General features: G+C 44.1%; 12 protein-coding genes. 8 read left to right on the top strand and 4 right to left on the bottom strand.

Features of this window, described 5'->3' with window-relative positions; all coding sequences use genetic code 11:
- The 4 genes from LEP1GSC194_RS17725 to LEP1GSC194_RS17710 all read left to right on the top strand — a co-directional run.
- Positions 1 to 1578: TonB-dependent receptor family protein (locus tag LEP1GSC194_RS17725; RefSeq protein ID WP_036043653.1), on the top strand; the 1578-nt coding region annotated here is incomplete at its 5' end.
- Positions 1579 to 1909: 331 nt separating this feature from the next.
- The gene (gene lruB / locus LEP1GSC194_RS17720; protein WP_020774868.1) at positions 1910 to 3223 is read left to right on the top strand and encodes an imelysin LruB; all 1314 of its coding nucleotides are present in this window, start codon (positions 1910 to 1912) and stop codon (positions 3221 to 3223) included.
- A 266-nt stretch (positions 3224 to 3489) separates the two neighbouring features.
- Positions 3490 to 5004 (top strand): di-heme oxidoreductase family protein, encoded by a 1515-nt coding sequence (locus tag LEP1GSC194_RS17715; protein WP_036043650.1) that lies wholly within the window; start codon positions 3490 to 3492, stop codon positions 5002 to 5004.
- A complete protein-coding gene (locus tag LEP1GSC194_RS17710; protein WP_020774873.1) occupies positions 5001 to 6221 on the top strand; it encodes an imelysin family protein in 1221 nt (406 codons plus the stop codon). Before LEP1GSC194_RS17715 ends, LEP1GSC194_RS17710 begins: the two co-directional genes overlap by 4 nt.
- Positions 6222 to 6458: 237 nt before the next feature.
- Here the strand turns inward: LEP1GSC194_RS17710 and LEP1GSC194_RS17705 are convergent, their stop codons facing one another.
- The gene (locus tag LEP1GSC194_RS17705) at positions 6459 to 7664 is read right to left on the bottom strand and encodes a WD40/YVTN/BNR-like repeat-containing protein (RefSeq protein ID WP_036043655.1); all 1206 of its coding nucleotides are present in this window, start codon (positions 7662 to 7664) and stop codon (positions 6459 to 6461) included.
- A gap of 433 nt (positions 7665 to 8097) precedes the next feature.
- On the opposite strand from LEP1GSC194_RS17705, the gene LEP1GSC194_RS17700 reads away from it, so the two are divergent.
- The 4 genes from LEP1GSC194_RS17700 (at position 8098) to LEP1GSC194_RS17685 (ending at position 12209) form a co-directional block, all read left to right on the top strand.
- Positions 8098 to 8520, top strand: a complete 423-nt coding sequence (locus tag LEP1GSC194_RS17700; RefSeq protein WP_020774867.1) for an MAPEG family protein — start codon at positions 8098 to 8100, stop codon at positions 8518 to 8520.
- Between the two features lie 122 nt (positions 8521 to 8642).
- A complete protein-coding gene (locus LEP1GSC194_RS17695; RefSeq protein WP_017807904.1) occupies positions 8643 to 9359 on the top strand; it encodes a phosphate signaling complex PhoU family protein in 717 nt (238 codons plus the stop codon).
- 142 nt (positions 9360 to 9501) lie between these two features.
- On the top strand, positions 9502 to 11730 hold the full coding sequence (locus LEP1GSC194_RS17690; RefSeq protein ID WP_020774871.1) for a WGR domain-containing protein: 2229 nt from the start codon (positions 9502 to 9504) through the stop codon (positions 11728 to 11730).
- Between the two features lie 26 nt (positions 11731 to 11756).
- On the top strand, positions 11757 to 12209 hold the full coding sequence (locus LEP1GSC194_RS17685; protein ID WP_020774878.1) for a hypothetical protein: 453 nt from the start codon (positions 11757 to 11759) through the stop codon (positions 12207 to 12209).
- Positions 12210 to 12359: 150 nt separating this feature from the next.
- Here LEP1GSC194_RS17685 and LEP1GSC194_RS17680 read toward each other — a convergent pair whose 3' ends face one another.
- The 3 genes from LEP1GSC194_RS17680 to LEP1GSC194_RS17670 form a co-directional block, all read right to left on the bottom strand.
- Positions 12360 to 13169: a prohibitin family protein gene (locus LEP1GSC194_RS17680; protein ID WP_020774869.1), complete on the bottom strand. Its 810-nt coding sequence runs from the start codon at positions 13167 to 13169 to the stop codon at positions 12360 to 12362.
- Positions 13170 to 13198: 29 nt separating this feature from the next.
- Positions 13199 to 13624 (bottom strand): FxLYD domain-containing protein, encoded by a 426-nt coding sequence (locus LEP1GSC194_RS17675; RefSeq protein WP_020774872.1) that lies wholly within the window; start codon positions 13622 to 13624, stop codon positions 13199 to 13201.
- Positions 13625 to 14018: 394 nt separating this feature from the next.
- The coding region (locus LEP1GSC194_RS17670) for a DUF1561 family protein (protein ID WP_036043647.1) at positions 14019 to 15563 on the bottom strand (1545 nt) is incomplete at its 5' end.

The raw sequence follows: 15563 nt of genomic DNA, 5'->3' as shown, positions 1-15563 counted from the left end.
GGCCACGAATGGAAGCTCACCGATCATTCCAAACTCGTGACAAAAGTTTACGCGGCTTATACGGAAAGAAACTGGGTAAGACAGAACTACGTTCGAAACACGGGTTCCAACTTCGGCGCTATTCCGGGTAACGTAATCAAATCCTACGATACCGAACCTTTTGTGAATCGTCCCGGCGACACCGTTTACATGCTCGACGGCGTGGGTCATAGAAATCGTTCTTATCGTTTTGTGGGTGCGGAATCGCGTTATCAACAGGACTTTCAGTTTTTTGGAATCAAAAATCAACTCGACGCGGGTCTTCGTTACCACTACGAAACTGCAGACGTCAAATACATAGACGGACCGTCTACTCCCGATTATGCGATCTACGGCAACGGTTTTGAAAATCCGCCGACGGGCGCCGCTTCCTCCGAATATTCCCTTGCTAAATCGGGAAACATAAGAGATCACGAAGTCAATAACACGAAATCGATCGCGGGTTTCGCTCAGAACAGTTTCAAATTCTACGATTGTTTTTCGATCATTCCGGGCGTTCGGTACGAAACGTTCACACAAAATAGAACGATCCTTCGTCAGCAAACCGTCAACCCCGCCACCAATCAACCCGATCCGAATTCCCCTTCCCAAGAAGTGGATAAGGGAAGCAGACACACATATCACGTTGTGATTCCCGGACTCGGTCTTACTTACGATATTCGAAAAAACGCCGGTTGGATTAAGGATGTGACTTGGTTTGCGGGCGCACACAAAGGTTTTTCACCTCCGCGATATCAGGACGCATTGAACAATTCCGGAGTCGTCAATCGAATCGATCCGGAATATTCCTATAACTACGAGACCGGCTTCCGGGGAGATATTACAAATTATTTAAATGCTCAGGTGACTTACTTCGACCTGAACTACGTCAACCAGATCATCATCACTTCTTCCGCTTCCGGAAACGATTCGGCTTCTTCCGCAAAAAACGGAGGCAGAACTTACAGTCGCGGTCTCGAATCCAACGTTACGTTCGATCCGGCCAAATTTTTTGACGTTTCCTTTAAACTTCCGATCGATCTGATCTACACGAGAGCGGACGCGAAAATGAATCAATATTCCATCGACACCTCTAAGGTAACGGCAAATCAATCTCTTCTCGATTTTATGGTAACCCAAAAAGATAAGAACGGAAATTACGTCCCCTACGTTTCCAGAGACACGGCAACCCTCGCTTTGAGTTTTATTCATCAAAAAGGTTTTTATGCGAGAGCGGAATATCAATATTTCTCCGCTCAGTATCACGACGACACAAATACTCGAACCGCATATTGGGCCGATTTGGTCACGGACCCTCTCGGTAAAAAAGTATTACAATATCTTAATATTACTTCGAACAGTTCCGGTGAAACCGGCGTAATCCCCGCATACGGGCTCGTCAATGTTTCTATGGGTTATAAGGACCCGGTCAAACGTTGGACTCTTTTTATCACCGGAAAGAATTTAGCCGACGTTCGTTACATTTCGGGCCGTCTTCCCGAAGGGATTCAAGTCGGCCCGTTTCGGCAAATCAATGTAGGCGCCACCTTTGAACTCTGATCTCTTTCTTTCCGCAATCGTAACCTTTTTTTCTGGACCGGAAATTGTGTGAGTTCCCACATTTTAGATGTTTGTCGGTAAGAGTCGGATGTCGAAGTTTTAAATGTGGGAACTACTACGCGCTCGCGTTTGACTACCAGGACATAACTTCACTATCCACCGGCGCCTAAAACGTTCCCGCAAATTCATCCCAACCAAGATTTTCAATTGACAAAAAATATGATATTGAGAATTAGTATCAATATCATAACAACCAGTTCATCGAAAATTCCCCGGTTGCGGGCAACGGCTCTCTCCCGGGATCTTTTTTAAAAACTTTCAGGAAACTTGAATGAATCTCAAAAAAATTACTCTCTCTTTTCTTCTTCTGATTACGGCTTCACTTTGCTTCTCGAATTGCAAATCGGAAGAAAATCAGAACAATACCGTCCTGTTAGGCGCTTTGCTCGCGTTAGGGATGCAACCTACGGCAAGTAAAGCTCAGGTAGTCGATCGTTATCTACAGCTCGGTTATGAATCCTACGATCAAAGTTACAAAGACGCAATCACTCTCCAAACCGCAGTGACGGCTTTTGCAGCCAATGCAAACCCAACGGCGGCGGAACATACAAATCTTAAAAATCTATACGTCAAAGCAAGAGCCACTTACCTCGTAACCGAAGCGTTTCGTTTTTCGTCCGGACCGATCGACAATACGGACGCCTTAGGTTGTGGAGGCAACGCGGACGGGTCCGGAGACGAGGAATGCGAGGGATTGATCAACGCATGGCCATTAGACGAAACCGCGATTAATAACTACATCGGCGGGGCTGACGCAACCACTTACGCCGCAATCGTAGCCACAAACGGCGATGCCGCAGCAAACAACGCAGTTGATAACGACGACGAAACCGCAATCACAGTGGGTTGGCACGCGATCGAATATCTTCTCTGGGGACAAGACCTGTCCAACGGAGGAGTCAACCAAATCTCAGGACAACGTCCTATCGCCGACTTCGTAGGCGCCGGAGCCCCTGCCAGAAGAAGAGCTTACGTGAAAGCGGTTACCGACGGATTAGTATTACAACTAGGGCTCATCAGAGACCAATACGCGGACGGAGCGACATATTCGAACGCTTTCAAATCCAATCCGAACGCGGCGATCACTTCCATCTTTCAAGGGCTCGGAAAATTCATCGCGGGGGAATGGGGTGGAGAAAGACTTACGGGAACTTTCGGCGGACAACAAGAAGAGGAACATTCCTGTTTCAGCGATACCACAAAGGCCGACTTTTATTATAATGCTCAAAGTGTATTGAACATTTGGTCCGGATCTTACGAACTGAAAAAGGGAACCGTGGTTTCCACAGGTCCGGGACTAAGGAGCCTTTTCGGAACGTTCAACGCTCCTCCGATCACTCCGCAGGTAACGGCTTCCAGGGACGTATTCTGTATCAATCTTCCGGAACAAACGGCCGATCCGAATTACACCGCTTCTTGTCCGTCCGGCTCCCTGACGGAAAGATACGATCAGATCATCAGAAATACGGATTCGGAATACAAAATTCTTTTTGATACGCAGAAGTTGATCGGAGATACTGTGAAAAAGACGATCACCGATGCCGCCAAAATCATCGGCGTTTCGATCACGGATTTCTCTATTTAACTTGAGTTCGGCTTAAAAAAGTTTGGGCGAATCCGGTCCCGGACCGCGCTTTCAGCTGCAGTCAATAAATTGCATGAAAGAAACGTTATACAATATATCGTATTTAGTTTCAATTTATTGACTCCGCTTCAATCGTTTTCGCATTGATTATATTCAAGTTTAAAAGTTTGTGCTAAAAACCCGTTTACTTTTACGCTTCGATGAGGAAGTTTTCGTGTATTTTGAAAGTTTTAGTACAAAACTCTAAGTAAAAAAAACGAGTCACAATGAAAATTAAAGAATCATCAACAATCTATTGCTTTAAGGTCTCAATATATTCTAAAATCCGAATGGGTCTTTTCATAGGAATCCTATTCGGATTTTTCACGCAATGTCTTCCCGATATTTTCAACCATAAAAAGAAGAATCACGACCAAGACATGGCGGTCCTTCTTCTTTTTCTTGCAAACATGGACCCCGGAGAACAATACTCCGGCGGTTTAACCACGACCTTCGACACCACAGTGAACGCTTTCGATCTCGCCTCCGCCAATCTCCGAGAAGGCGGAAACATAGACTTTCAAGGCGGAAATTCGTTCTTCAATCGAGTTTGGGTTCAAGGCGGAAATTCGGCTTCCGACGGACTGGGTCCCGTTTTTAACAGCACTTCCTGCAACGGTTGTCACGTGAAAGACGGAAGGGGAACTCCTCCCACAAACGGAAGCAACGTTTTTTCGACGATGTTGATTCGAGTCAGTAAAAACGGAAAAGATCCGATCACGGGCGGACCGGTCGGGCTCGACAACTACGGACTTCAGATCAACAATCGCGGAGTTGCGGGACCTCCGGTTGTCCCGGCGGAAGCGACCACAACCGTAACCTTTGCGGAAGAACCCGGAAACTTTCCGGACGGAGAAGCGTATTCTCTCAGAAGACCTACATTCACGATTTCGAATTGGAATTTCGGAGTTCCCGCACTCGTAAATCAATCTCCTCGAACTTCGCCGATGATTCCGGGACTCGGACTTTTAGAAGCGATCCCGGAATCCACGATCCTTTCCTTTGCGGACGAAAACGATTCCGACGGAGACGGAATATCAGGAAAACCGAATTTAGTTTGGGACGCAAAACTACAAAAGAAAGTTTTGGGAAGATTCGGATGGAAGGCCAACGAACCGAGTTTATTTCAGCAAAACCAAGGAGCGTTTTTAGGAGATATAGGAATTACGAGTCCTCTGTTTCCGAATCAAAATTGCGTCGGCGCGCAAGCAAATTGTTTCGCTTCTCCCGCGGGCAATAACGGAAACCCGGAAGGAGCCGAAATCTCGAATAAAACGGCGGAGTTGGTCACTTTCTATACCAAACTTTTGAGCATTCCCGGAAGAAGAAACTGGACTCAACCCGACGTGATTCGAGGAAAAGAAATTTTTTCGGAAATCGGATGTAACTCCTGTCATAAACCGTATATCTTCACGGGCCGCTCGGAAGGATTCCCCGAAATTTCCTTTCAACACATCAAACCGTATACGGATCTTCTCCTTCACGATATGGGATCCGATCTCGCCGACAACCGGGAAGACTTCGAGGCTTCCGGAACGGAATGGAGAACACCTCCGCTTTGGGGAACGGGGCTCATCCAAAAAGTCAACGGTCACAATCATTTACTTCACGACGGACGTGCAAGAGGTCATAAAGAGGCGATTTTATGGCACGGAGGCGAGGCTTTGACGTCCAGAAATAAGTTCGTCAATCTTTCGAAAGCGGATCGGGATAAATTGATTTTATTCCTGGAATCTTTATGAGAAGTTTAGAATTTACTAATATTCTTCCGGCCAGGACGCCGCTCCCGCTCGGCAGAAGGATCAAGATTCTCGTCTTGAGTCTGACGATCGTATTTCCGGCAATTCGTTGCAAAGACTTCGGAAAAATTACGGGAACGGAAACCCTGCTCGTCGCGTTATTCGCAAACGCAAGTACGGGAGAATTCCTGAATTATACCGCCAATCAAATCGCCGTTCCTCAGTTCACCCGTCTTCTCGCCGCAGCTAACGAATTAAAGACGAGCGCGACTGCGTATCAAGCGGCTCAGAATGCGACCACTCTTGCGGATCTTCAAACAAAATGGTCGGCGGCGAGAAGAATTTTCAAACAGTGCGAAGTCTTTTATATCAACCGGTCCTATCTTCCTTCCAATTACTTTCATCGATTGGACGGTTATATTTTAGGAGAAACCAACCGTCCTACGGCAAACGATTTGAATATCGCCGCAGCAACGAATCCCAATACGAACACCGTCGATTCTTATCCTCTCACTCGAAAGGGATTTGCCGCGCTGGAATATTTGATTTTCGACGACGGAAACGGATTGCATACGTTAGCCGCAATCAATGCGGCAAATGCGAACGCGGGAAGAAGAACCTACATAGTTTCATTGGCAAGTGTGATTCAATTGGACTCGCAGCGGCTTCAGAATTCCTGGAGTCCTTCTTCCGGAAATTTTGCGGCAGAATTTGCGGCGGGAAACGGATCCTTCGCAGGAATCAAGGATGCGATCGATTCGTTTATCAACGGATTGGTTCAGTTGGAATACATAAACCAGGACGTTCGAGTCGGAGTTCCCGCTGGGCTCACCGTTGCGGGAACGACTCAATACCCCGCGAAACTGGAATCGATTTACAGCGACACTGCCTATCAAGATCTGTTATCTTCCTTGGAAGGATTGGAGCTCGTTTATTACGGTAACGCAGGAGATAACGAAGCGAGATCCCTCAGTTATCTCGTTCAGTTTCAGAATAGCGCGTTAGACGCTCGTGTTAAAACGAAAATTGCCGCGTTAAAATCCCTCATTCAAGGGAGAATCGACGCGTCCGCCCCGCTCCGAACCGATCTCGCCGGAAATTTAAGTTTCGTGAATACGGAAATTTATTCGAAATTCAAGGAACTTCGCATCCTCTTTGCGACGGAAGTTATTGGAATTTTAGGAGCAAACGCCCTTCCTTCCAACTCGGACGGAGATTAAAAAGAGAGTTCTTAATATTATAATATTTCACAGTCTGCATTCGTTTCAAAACCACAGGTTTAGCGTAAATTCGGCACAACCGATGCGAAAGCGATTGAAGCGAAAATTCCGAAGGAATTGTAGCATAAAGCGCGGTCCGGCCTGCCAAGGCCGGATTCGCCCCAAACTTTCTTACATTAAAGTTACGTTAAGCCGATGAGAAATAAACGATGAACCCGGAAAAATTCGAACCGATCCCTAAAGCGAATACAACACACAGGCCATATTTCCGACGGCGTTTGAATTAGAATTTCTCTCCCCTTTGAGACCGGGATCGGCCTCATAGTAGGTTACAAATTCGTCGTTAGACACGTACAATTTTTCTTTGTAAGAAATAACGATTTTTCCGGCGGCCGCATCAAACGTTCCGTCAATACCTCCCGAGTAAAACGGCAAAGGAATCAAGATCCAGTTTGCGCCGCCGTCGACGGTTTTATAAAGTTTATAAGACTGATCCGGACCGTAAAACGCATAACCGAATGTTGTGGTAAGAAATTTTACTTTTCGAAACTTCCCTCCTGTCAAGTTATGCGCCACCGCGGCCCAAGTAATTCCACCGTCGACCGTACGTCCCAGAGAAGCGCCTCCGCTAATCCAACCGTTCTGCGTATCCAAAAAAGAAAATTTCGCGAAATAAGAGGCGAAAGCGGAAGCGTTCGTCGCATTAAAAGGATTTCCCGGACTCGGAGAATAATAAACGTTTAGATTTGAATAAGAAGGACCGTAACCCGCGTACAAAATTTCTTGAGAGGATTTATATAATAAATCATAAATATTGATTTTTTGTCCTAAGGAAGAACGACTCCAAGATTCTCCTCCGTCCGTAGTACGATCCAAAAAATAATCGGCTTGTGAACCGGAAGAAGCGTCTGTGTTCGTACCGATTCGAATTCCATTGGAGGAATCCAAAAACTGCATCCAATGAAAGGGACTCTGATCCCTCGGTCCCATAAACATAGGACCGAAAAAAACGGCGTCAAACTTCATCGGCGCCCAATTGAGACCGCCGTCCGCGGATTTATAATTTACCGCGTGATGATTTACCGCATAAATTTCGGTTTCCGATTTTAGAAAATAATGAAAATTGAATTTTCCTCCTATAAGGGACGTCAAAGACGGAGTTCGATTGGAAAAACTTCTTCCATCGGGACTGAATACGAGTGAAACTTCCTCCTTTGAACTGGCGTCGTAAAAATCGGTTCTTTGATACATTGCCGCAACGGCGCCCGAAGGAAAAATCCGAATCTCGTTCGCATTTACGGGACTTGTGTTATTGGGAAGCGGCTGAGCGCACCAGATTATCATTAGGAAATCCGTATAATTCGTTTTCTCTTCCTTTTCACACGATGCGAAAAGGAAACAATAGGAAAATAGAATATAACTCGATACCAATTTGAATTTCATTCGATTGAGGTTAGAATTCATTTTGTCAACTCGACCTATTCTATCCGATCGACGTCCGTTTCAAGTCATAATTCCGTTTAAAAAGATTGAACAAAATCGCCGATTTATTTCTCTTATCCATCCTCGCTCCAAGAAGAATCGAATCTAGAAAATCAGAATTTCATACTATTCTTAAATTCATCCTTTCATCAGGAACTCGAATGGACCGCGGAAGGCGGGATAGAATCCGTCAACCGAAAGAAAGAGATCCTACGGATTAGCGTTGTTGAAAAAATCAATAGTTCAGATTAACAAAACCGCTTCAATCCGAACGATTTAGAATCGAATCAGAAGATCGTTCTTCCCGACACGAATCGTAAAATTCGATAAATCCGACTTGCTTTCCAAGCCTGACTTGATTCCATTTTCCGAAAAACAATTTAGGAAGAATGGAATGAATCCGGCAATCATCGCATTATTAGGTTTTGTATTTTGGACTCTGTTACTCGGACTTTGTGTGGTCGGCATCCGGTCACTCAAGGTATTGACGGGAAGTAACAAATCGAACGAGTTTCCGGCGGGAATCAAACACGGAAGCGAATTCTATTGGAGACTCAACCGGGCTCATCTCAATTGTATAGAAAACCTGCCCATTTTCGCGGCCCTAGTTTTGATCGCAGCCTTCACCGGAGTTTTAGACGAAACGTTCGAGTTCGTGGCGAAGATCGTTTTGGGTGCGCGAATCTTTCAAACCCTCGCGCATCTCAGTTCCGGTTCCGTTCTCGCGGTCAATGCGCGCTTCACCGGCTTTATCGTGCAATACGGAAGTTTTACATATCTTCTCTGGCACATCGTCCGCAAAACGGGAATCGCCTAACTTAAACCGCCTTAAGGGACAAAACATCAAGTAGATTTTGCTCAAAAAGAAAATCTACTTGACCAAACCCGTTTTTTAAGAAGGATTCTTTTTTACTCGAACCTTTGTCCGTCCGATTCTTTATGTTTTCCAAATTCGACTTCCTTCGTAAAAATTTATACAGCATGGCGGAACTATGCCTTGAGCAAGTACTCCTTTTGGACGACGCTCTTGAAAAAGACGACACCGAACTTGCAAGAAAGCTAATTGACCGAGACGATTTGATCGATAATCTCGAAAAACAAAACGACAATCTTTCTCAAAACGCGATTTTGGAGGCCGTAGCCAATCGCAATTCCATGGGGATGGATCAGGTGGACGGGGAAGTCGTTTTAAAACGCGACCCTCTTAGATTTGCGCTCTCCGCGATCCGGATCACGAGAAACTTGGAAAGAATGGGAGATCAAATTGTAAACTGCGCCAAATGTTTTCGAAGAGGTCTGATCCCGAATCGATTTTTTTGCGACGAAGAGATTCTCAACAAACTCTTATCCAGGGTAATTACGATCGTCGGAATGGCGGTCGAATCCTTGGTCGAAGAAAAGAATCGTTTTTACGGAAGCGTTCATACCGTGGAAGAAGAAATCAATAATCTCTGTCAGTCGGCTTTTTTAAAATTCGTCATGGATTCGAGATTGGATAAAAATCAATTCGCGGACGTATACAGACTTATTCTTTGTTTGGAAAGAACCGGCGACTATGCGGTGAACATTGCGGAAGAACTGGTTCGTTTGAATACGGGAATGGATATCAGACACGCTTCCGATCCGGTTCAGGCGATCGCAAAAACCGCAAGCTGATAAGTTCACAATCGATCACAATTTTTAGAATATTCTGAAAAGATAATTCACTCGTTTTCAGAATATAAACTGATAGGCAAACACAAGCGAAATAAATTATGCTATTCAACTTACTCTTATCAAAAAAGAATTTGGTTCAAGTATGAAAAAACACTTCATCCTTTCGGAAAGCGGTTCCGAAACCTTTTGGCAAATCGAACTCTCGGGATATTCTTTGATTCTTTCCTCCGGAAAAACCGGTTCTACCGGAAAACGTACGATTCGCAATTTTGAAAACAGAGACCGATGTCTCAAAGAATTCCAAAAATTAGTAGATGAAAAATCGAAACTCGGGTTCAAAGAATCCGATCGTGTGCCTTCGTTAAAACCTCTGACCGGTAATCCGAATTATAAGGAAACCTGGAAAAAAATCCTGGAATCTTCCGATCAAAAACAAGCGCTGCGGGATCACTTTCGATTTTTAATCGAAACCGAAAAATGTAAATCCCTTTGGGAACAAATTTTAGATCAAATTACGGAAGTTAAAATAGACGAAGAAGATAAATTCGTAATCACTCTTCCTTGGTCGTATGACGACGAAACTCCGGTCCATCTTCGTTGGAATCCCCCTTATCTCGGCAAAATTCATTCTTCTGTTCCCGGCTCTATGGCTCGTTTTGTTTCTATCTTTAACGGAATCGAAATCTTTCACGACGATGACGGCGACCCTACCTTTGTGATTCAAGGTGTACATTCCAAGGATCCGGATAAACCGGCGCGGGTAGAAGACGATTACGGCTGGGAAGAAGGGATTTTGGAAGAAGGCGACGATTGGTGGATCACACCTCTGGAAATTGTAGGAATGAATTTAGAAGACGTTCAATCCTTGGGTTCTTATGATCAATGTCAAAATTGGTTCGTATATCATCCTTTTATTAAAAACAAATATGGAGAGCCTGCAATTTCCAATGTGGATCACGGAAGCTGCGAACTGGAATCTCCCACCGTTTGTTACGGGTTCGGAGGATTTTTACTTCGGGAAATTTGTAGTTGGGTTAGGGAAATTTATTCGGACACGGACGACGAACTTCCGTTAGACGGCTCTCCCATAGTCACCAAGGGTTTTCAGGAATTTACGGCGCATAAGGCGGTCGAACTTTCGGAGAACCAACCCGAAGTCGCCAAACGCCTGTTAGAGTATGATTGGCATTCCTTAGCTTTATACATTCATAATACGATTTCAAAGTGGATCTTATCCTTATCCGAAGGAGACGCCGTAAACGAAAATATTCTGGTCGTCGATTCGTATTGGGACGACGCGGGGGAAATTATTTTTCTCGGATTGGACTGGCACGCGGGGGAAAACTACGACGATGCCATATCAGAAGGAGCCAATGAGATCGATTATCCTCTCGACTTTACTTCATTCTACAAATCCGTTTTAGGAAAAGACAAAAAGGATGAATTGGACGGACACGAGGTTATGGAAATTTTGGAGGACGACTATTCCATTACGAGAGACATACTCGCGTATCTTTCCGTCGAGAATTTGATTTCCATTGCAAACGGGGAGGAATTCAAAAAACTTCCAAGAGCCGAAGACGGAGTTTATATCGCGTATTCACACTATCACGATGAAGAAGCGACCGTCGCTTATCATTCTTCCGAAGGGGTTCAAGATGAATTCTTTAAAACCTTATTTTCAAAGTCGGTTCCGGAAAAACCGAAAAAGGAAATTTCCGAAGAAGAACAGGAACTCATCGACGATATAGCCGGAGACGTTCTCGAAGATTATCCTTGGGTTTGGAAAAATACGATCGAAAAGAGTATCGATCGTCTCGCCGAAAATTTTCAAGAGAACAAAGAACGTTATCAAAAGGAATTCGATAGGATCCTGGAATACAAAAACAAGGTTTCGAGCGACGAAGAGAAAACGACTCTTATGAATCTCGGAATGCAAATGAGTTCCGCCGCACTCAATCGATTTTTAAGAGAAAATAAACCCGACGTCGCCGATTGGGTTCTTCATTGTTATAACGACGTCTATCGTTCTTTGGGAATCGGTAAGAATTCCACTCTCAAAGGAAACGAAACCGGAAATTCTTACAACACCGCGGAGTATTTTGCCGGAGACATCATCGTGTTCATCGCAAAATACGGAGGAAACAAATATCTTGCTTTACTCGACGAGCTCTTACCTCCCGACATTCGGGACGCGAGACTCGCGTTCAACCTCGCTTGTTTGAATTCCTTGGAAAAGAACAAACCGAACGTTATACGTTATACGAAACTGGCATTGAGTTTAGGAAAACCGAAAAAGGATTTTGAGGACAGCGATTTCAATAACTTCAGGGACGATCCTGAGTTTCATTCCTTGGTTGCGTTACACTGAAAATTTCGGAATAAGAACGGCGACTTATGAAAACCGTTTCGGATTTCGATTTTATTAAGAATATAAAGAAAACGGAATATGTAAACACGTCGATCACGCTGATCTTCAAGGACAAGAATACCGGCATCCTGTTGCAAGGGGAAAGGTTGGCAGCTCAGTTCCAATGTCCTTGGGGTTATTTGCTAATCACCGATTTCAATTACTATGACGGCGTCGACTATTGGTATTATTTCCTGAACAATGCCTTGGAGATTAAGGACGTCGTATCGCAACCCGAAGATCCGGTCGGCTACATGGAAGCAATAAGAATGACGGAACCTCATACTCTTCAATTCGCTTTCTATACCCCCAGACCGGACGGGACCTGGCGTTTAGAACTCCATCCAAAACCTTTTTGGGATATGTCGCCGTCCGTTATTCGACTAAGGCCGTTAAGATTCGCTTTCAAAAAGCGAACTATTGTTTTGTCCAAGTGTTAGACGTATACGATAACGTTTGATCGTTGTCATTGGGCCTTCCTTTTTCTGGGACGCTACACCTAAACCCTCGCCACTTGAAATGTGGGAACTCCCACAATTCTTCCGTTATACGACTAAGCTTTGACCTCAACTAAAATTTGTGGGAACCCCTCATTCTTTCGGGCTGATCACGATCGGTAGGTTATCCTTGCCTTGAGGCACGAAGATCAACTTAGAATTCGGATTGTCAAACGCCTTATACTGCAAATATCTCGTGGTCAGCTTTTCGCTGATAATGGCTTGCGATTTCGCCTGGCCTTCGGCGCGGATCAACTGTGCTTCCGCGTCGGCTCTGGCTTTTTTCTTGGCGATTTCTATATTCTTTTCCGCAATCTCCAATTCGTATTTTTGCTGTTCGAGTTCCTGTTGTTTAGTCAACTTCGCTTCGATCGCATGGAGCATATTGGGAGAATATTCGATATCGTCCAATATGACGTCGAACACTTCGATATGTTTTCCTTTCGTTCTTTCAATGACGGCGGTTTTAATATCCTTTGCCAAGACTGCGCTATTTTTTGAAATCTGAATCATTTGGTGGTGAGAAACCACGTTCCTAATAGAAGCTCTAAACTCGGGTTGCACAATACTTTTATAATATTCCGGTCCGACTTCTATATGAAGTTGATAGACTTCATCTCGTATCGGTCTCATGATGATCACTGCCTGAACGTCGATCTTCAAGTCGTCGTTTGTAAGAACGTCCACTTTCTCCTTATGAGAATCCCATTGTGTGGAATACGTATAAATATCGTTCCAAGGTAATAACCAATAAAATCCGTTTAGAACGGGATCTTTACTGAGTCCAACGTCGCTGGTTCCGAAAGGTTTCCAGAACAACCCGATTTGTCCGGGATGAACGGTGGAACCGCAGTTTAGAGCGAAGATCAAAAAAAACGCGAAAAAGAATTTGTTTTTGTTCATAAGTAAAGTCTTATATCCATTTTTATTTTTTAGTTACTGCCTTCGAATTCGATCGTAAAACGTTTAATCAATTTCAGATCCACGTATTTGGCGCTTGCATAAAAATCTCTTTTGTGACCCACAGGCAGTCCCTGCACAGCAAATTGACAGGACTCCAAAAGATAGTCGTCCTTATCGTAAAAGTTCATCGTAAAGAACGCTTCCGTATGATCCTTTCCGGAAAGATTTTCGATTTGTCCGTTGATTTCAAGAAAGGTAAACTGATCCTGCAATCCTACATTATAATATTTGTATTTTCCGTCGATGGTTAGCTCTCCCTTGGATCTGCTCCCAATCAAAACAGGAATCGAAAGAAAGAAAAAGAATACATAAGGCGCAACTTCGATTAGGATTCTTGTTGAATCTTGAAGAAGCTTTTTGCCGAAAGAAACGGCGATATGAAATTTAAGACTCATAGAATACTCGGTTAGAGAGCATATCATTCAATTCAAAAAACGGAAACCATTTTCCTGTATTTTTATAACTTACGAGAACCCCTATAAAGTGAATTTTTTACCGAATGAAGGTCCCAAAACGGAGATTTCATACGAAAATTTGATAGGACGATTGTCGTATTTAAATTTTATAGAGAACCTCTAAAAACTTTCGTCTCGATATTTGGATAAGCGCAAAAAGCTCTTCTAAAGCATTCCATAACAGAGTTGTTGAAAAATTAATTCTCCATCTGTTTCCGTTTCATTGAAACGGACGATGAAGCAGTTTTGTTAAACGCGACTATTGAATTTTTCAACAACTCTAATATCGATTTGCAAAAAATGCAGGTTTTCGAGGTTCCTTATAGAGATTTCCTTAAAATGGTAACGGTAGCGCACATCTGCCGCTCGGACACTGATTTACGGTTGTGCTTGTTGGGTATTCCCCCGTGCCTCTTCTGTCTTCGCCTTCTCCCGTGCAATTCCTGTTAGAGATCATAGATTCAAACATATTTGTGGAAAGACCCAGCGGTTGTATAGTTGTAAAAGATGTGAGTGTACCCGAGTCCTCCAGACTCGCAACTATTTGGGACAGATTTGTAGTGGGCGTTAAAGATCTCCTAAAGGTTTCAAATGTCCACAAACTCGTGAGTGCGTTAGTTGGAATTACTACTAACCCCCGAGAGGTCCTAAGAATTGGAACCGTGTGTCCATCTGTAGTTCCATTAGGAAACTGCCTCGTCACTACTCCCAACCAAATACTCCCAGGAGGGGAATTGACGAGTGAACTAATGTGAGAAAGTATATCGGCCCGAGTAGTGAATTCATTGGAAGTAGACCAAAGATACTGAGGCAACATAGTACTAATGGATGCAAATGACAAGAACCTTTGTGTGAAATACAGAGGATAAGGAGCATACTTTTTAGGTACATCTTCTAACAACCTTTCCAAATTCGGATAACGTTGACCGAACGAGATAAAAGGATCCGTATCCGGAGCCGTATCGAAAAAATAACCTCCGCTCTGAAGAGGTCCTTGTGAATGATACTCCTGAAGTTCCGCTATCATCTGAAAACTATGAAGCGCGCAAGCGCCGCATATTCCACGAGACGTAGTAGTCGAAGATTGAGCGGATACTGAAGTTGCTATCGCATAAAGCCTTCGAATCCAAGCATCGCTTAGTTGAAAGTCGGGCGGTAAGGTCCTTTTTTCTCTTTTATACGCATGACTTTCCTTGCTACCGGCCGGACAATATTGTTCCGTCTTACCGAGATTGCCCGCCGTGTAACGCGCCCAATCCAGTAAGTTTTTATCAACGGTAAACAGAGAGGTCGGACTATTGGTTGTATCTTTTTCCAAATAAGAAGGTTTAGCTGCATAAGCAACACCCCAATTCGATCCATACCTGGTAACTCTTAGAACATTACCTTTGTAATCCGTGATCATTCCTCCTTCGTCGGTCTCAAGTTGGACGTTCCAATACGCTGGATTATCCTTACTAATAGCTGCGTCACTACACAATCCCCATTGAACCCAATTCCATTGATAACTATCCACCTTGGAATACATACAATAGAGAGATCCGCTAACGGGATCGTATTGAGCGAGATGTCCGCTTTCTGGATTGTAGTAGATGGACGTGGTATTTTTTTCAGAACCTTTGGAACGAATAAAGTAGCGGTCGTTTCCCAAATTCCAAGCTATGAAAGTTTTAACGCTGATGTTGCCGGGAGTGGCCACCGTTTTCGCCCAATCATCCATCGAAGAGTCCAAGGTGTGGTTATAATAATCCTTAGAGTTTCTTGAGATATAGCCGTACCAATTGGTATCCTTCAAACGATAAAACCCATCCGCAGTCCAAAAGGAATTATCCTTTAGGATCCATCTCTGACGAGGTTCATTGATAACACAAGGTCTGAG

The sequence above is a fragment of the Leptospira alstonii serovar Sichuan str. 79601 genome (assembly GCF_000347175.1).
Taxonomy (GTDB): Bacteria; Spirochaetota; Leptospiria; order Leptospirales; family Leptospiraceae; genus Leptospira; species Leptospira alstonii.
Note: the sequence above shows the minus strand (reverse complement) of the source record. Positions and strands in the feature narration are given on the sequence as shown.

Bases quoted from the DNA above. Each gene is read 5' to 3' on its own strand.
- LEP1GSC194_RS17710 (WP_020774873.1), top strand. From the start codon at position 5,001: ATGAGAAGTTTAGAATTTACTAATATTCTTCCGGCCAGGACGCCGCTC.
- LEP1GSC194_RS17690 (WP_020774871.1), top strand. From the start codon at position 9,502: ATGAAAAAACACTTCATCCTTTCGGAAAGCGGTTCCGAAACCTTTTGG.
- LEP1GSC194_RS17705 (WP_036043655.1), bottom strand. From the start codon at position 7,664: ATGAAATTCAAATTGGTATCGAGTTATATTCTATTTTCCTATTGTTTC.
- LEP1GSC194_RS17695 (WP_017807904.1), top strand. From the start codon at position 8,643: ATGTTTTCCAAATTCGACTTCCTTCGTAAAAATTTATACAGCATGGCG.
- LEP1GSC194_RS17675 (WP_020774872.1), bottom strand. From the start codon at position 13,624: ATGAGTCTTAAATTTCATATCGCCGTTTCTTTCGGCAAAAAGCTTCTT.
- lruB (WP_020774868.1), top strand. From the start codon at position 1,910: ATGAATCTCAAAAAAATTACTCTCTCTTTTCTTCTTCTGATTACGGCT.
- LEP1GSC194_RS17715 (WP_036043650.1), top strand. From the start codon at position 3,490: ATGAAAATTAAAGAATCATCAACAATCTATTGCTTTAAGGTCTCAATA.
- LEP1GSC194_RS17680 (WP_020774869.1), bottom strand. From the start codon at position 13,169: ATGAACAAAAACAAATTCTTTTTCGCGTTTTTTTTGATCTTCGCTCTA.
- LEP1GSC194_RS17700 (WP_020774867.1), top strand. From the start codon at position 8,098: ATGAATCCGGCAATCATCGCATTATTAGGTTTTGTATTTTGGACTCTG.
- LEP1GSC194_RS17685 (WP_020774878.1), top strand. From the start codon at position 11,757: ATGAAAACCGTTTCGGATTTCGATTTTATTAAGAATATAAAGAAAACG.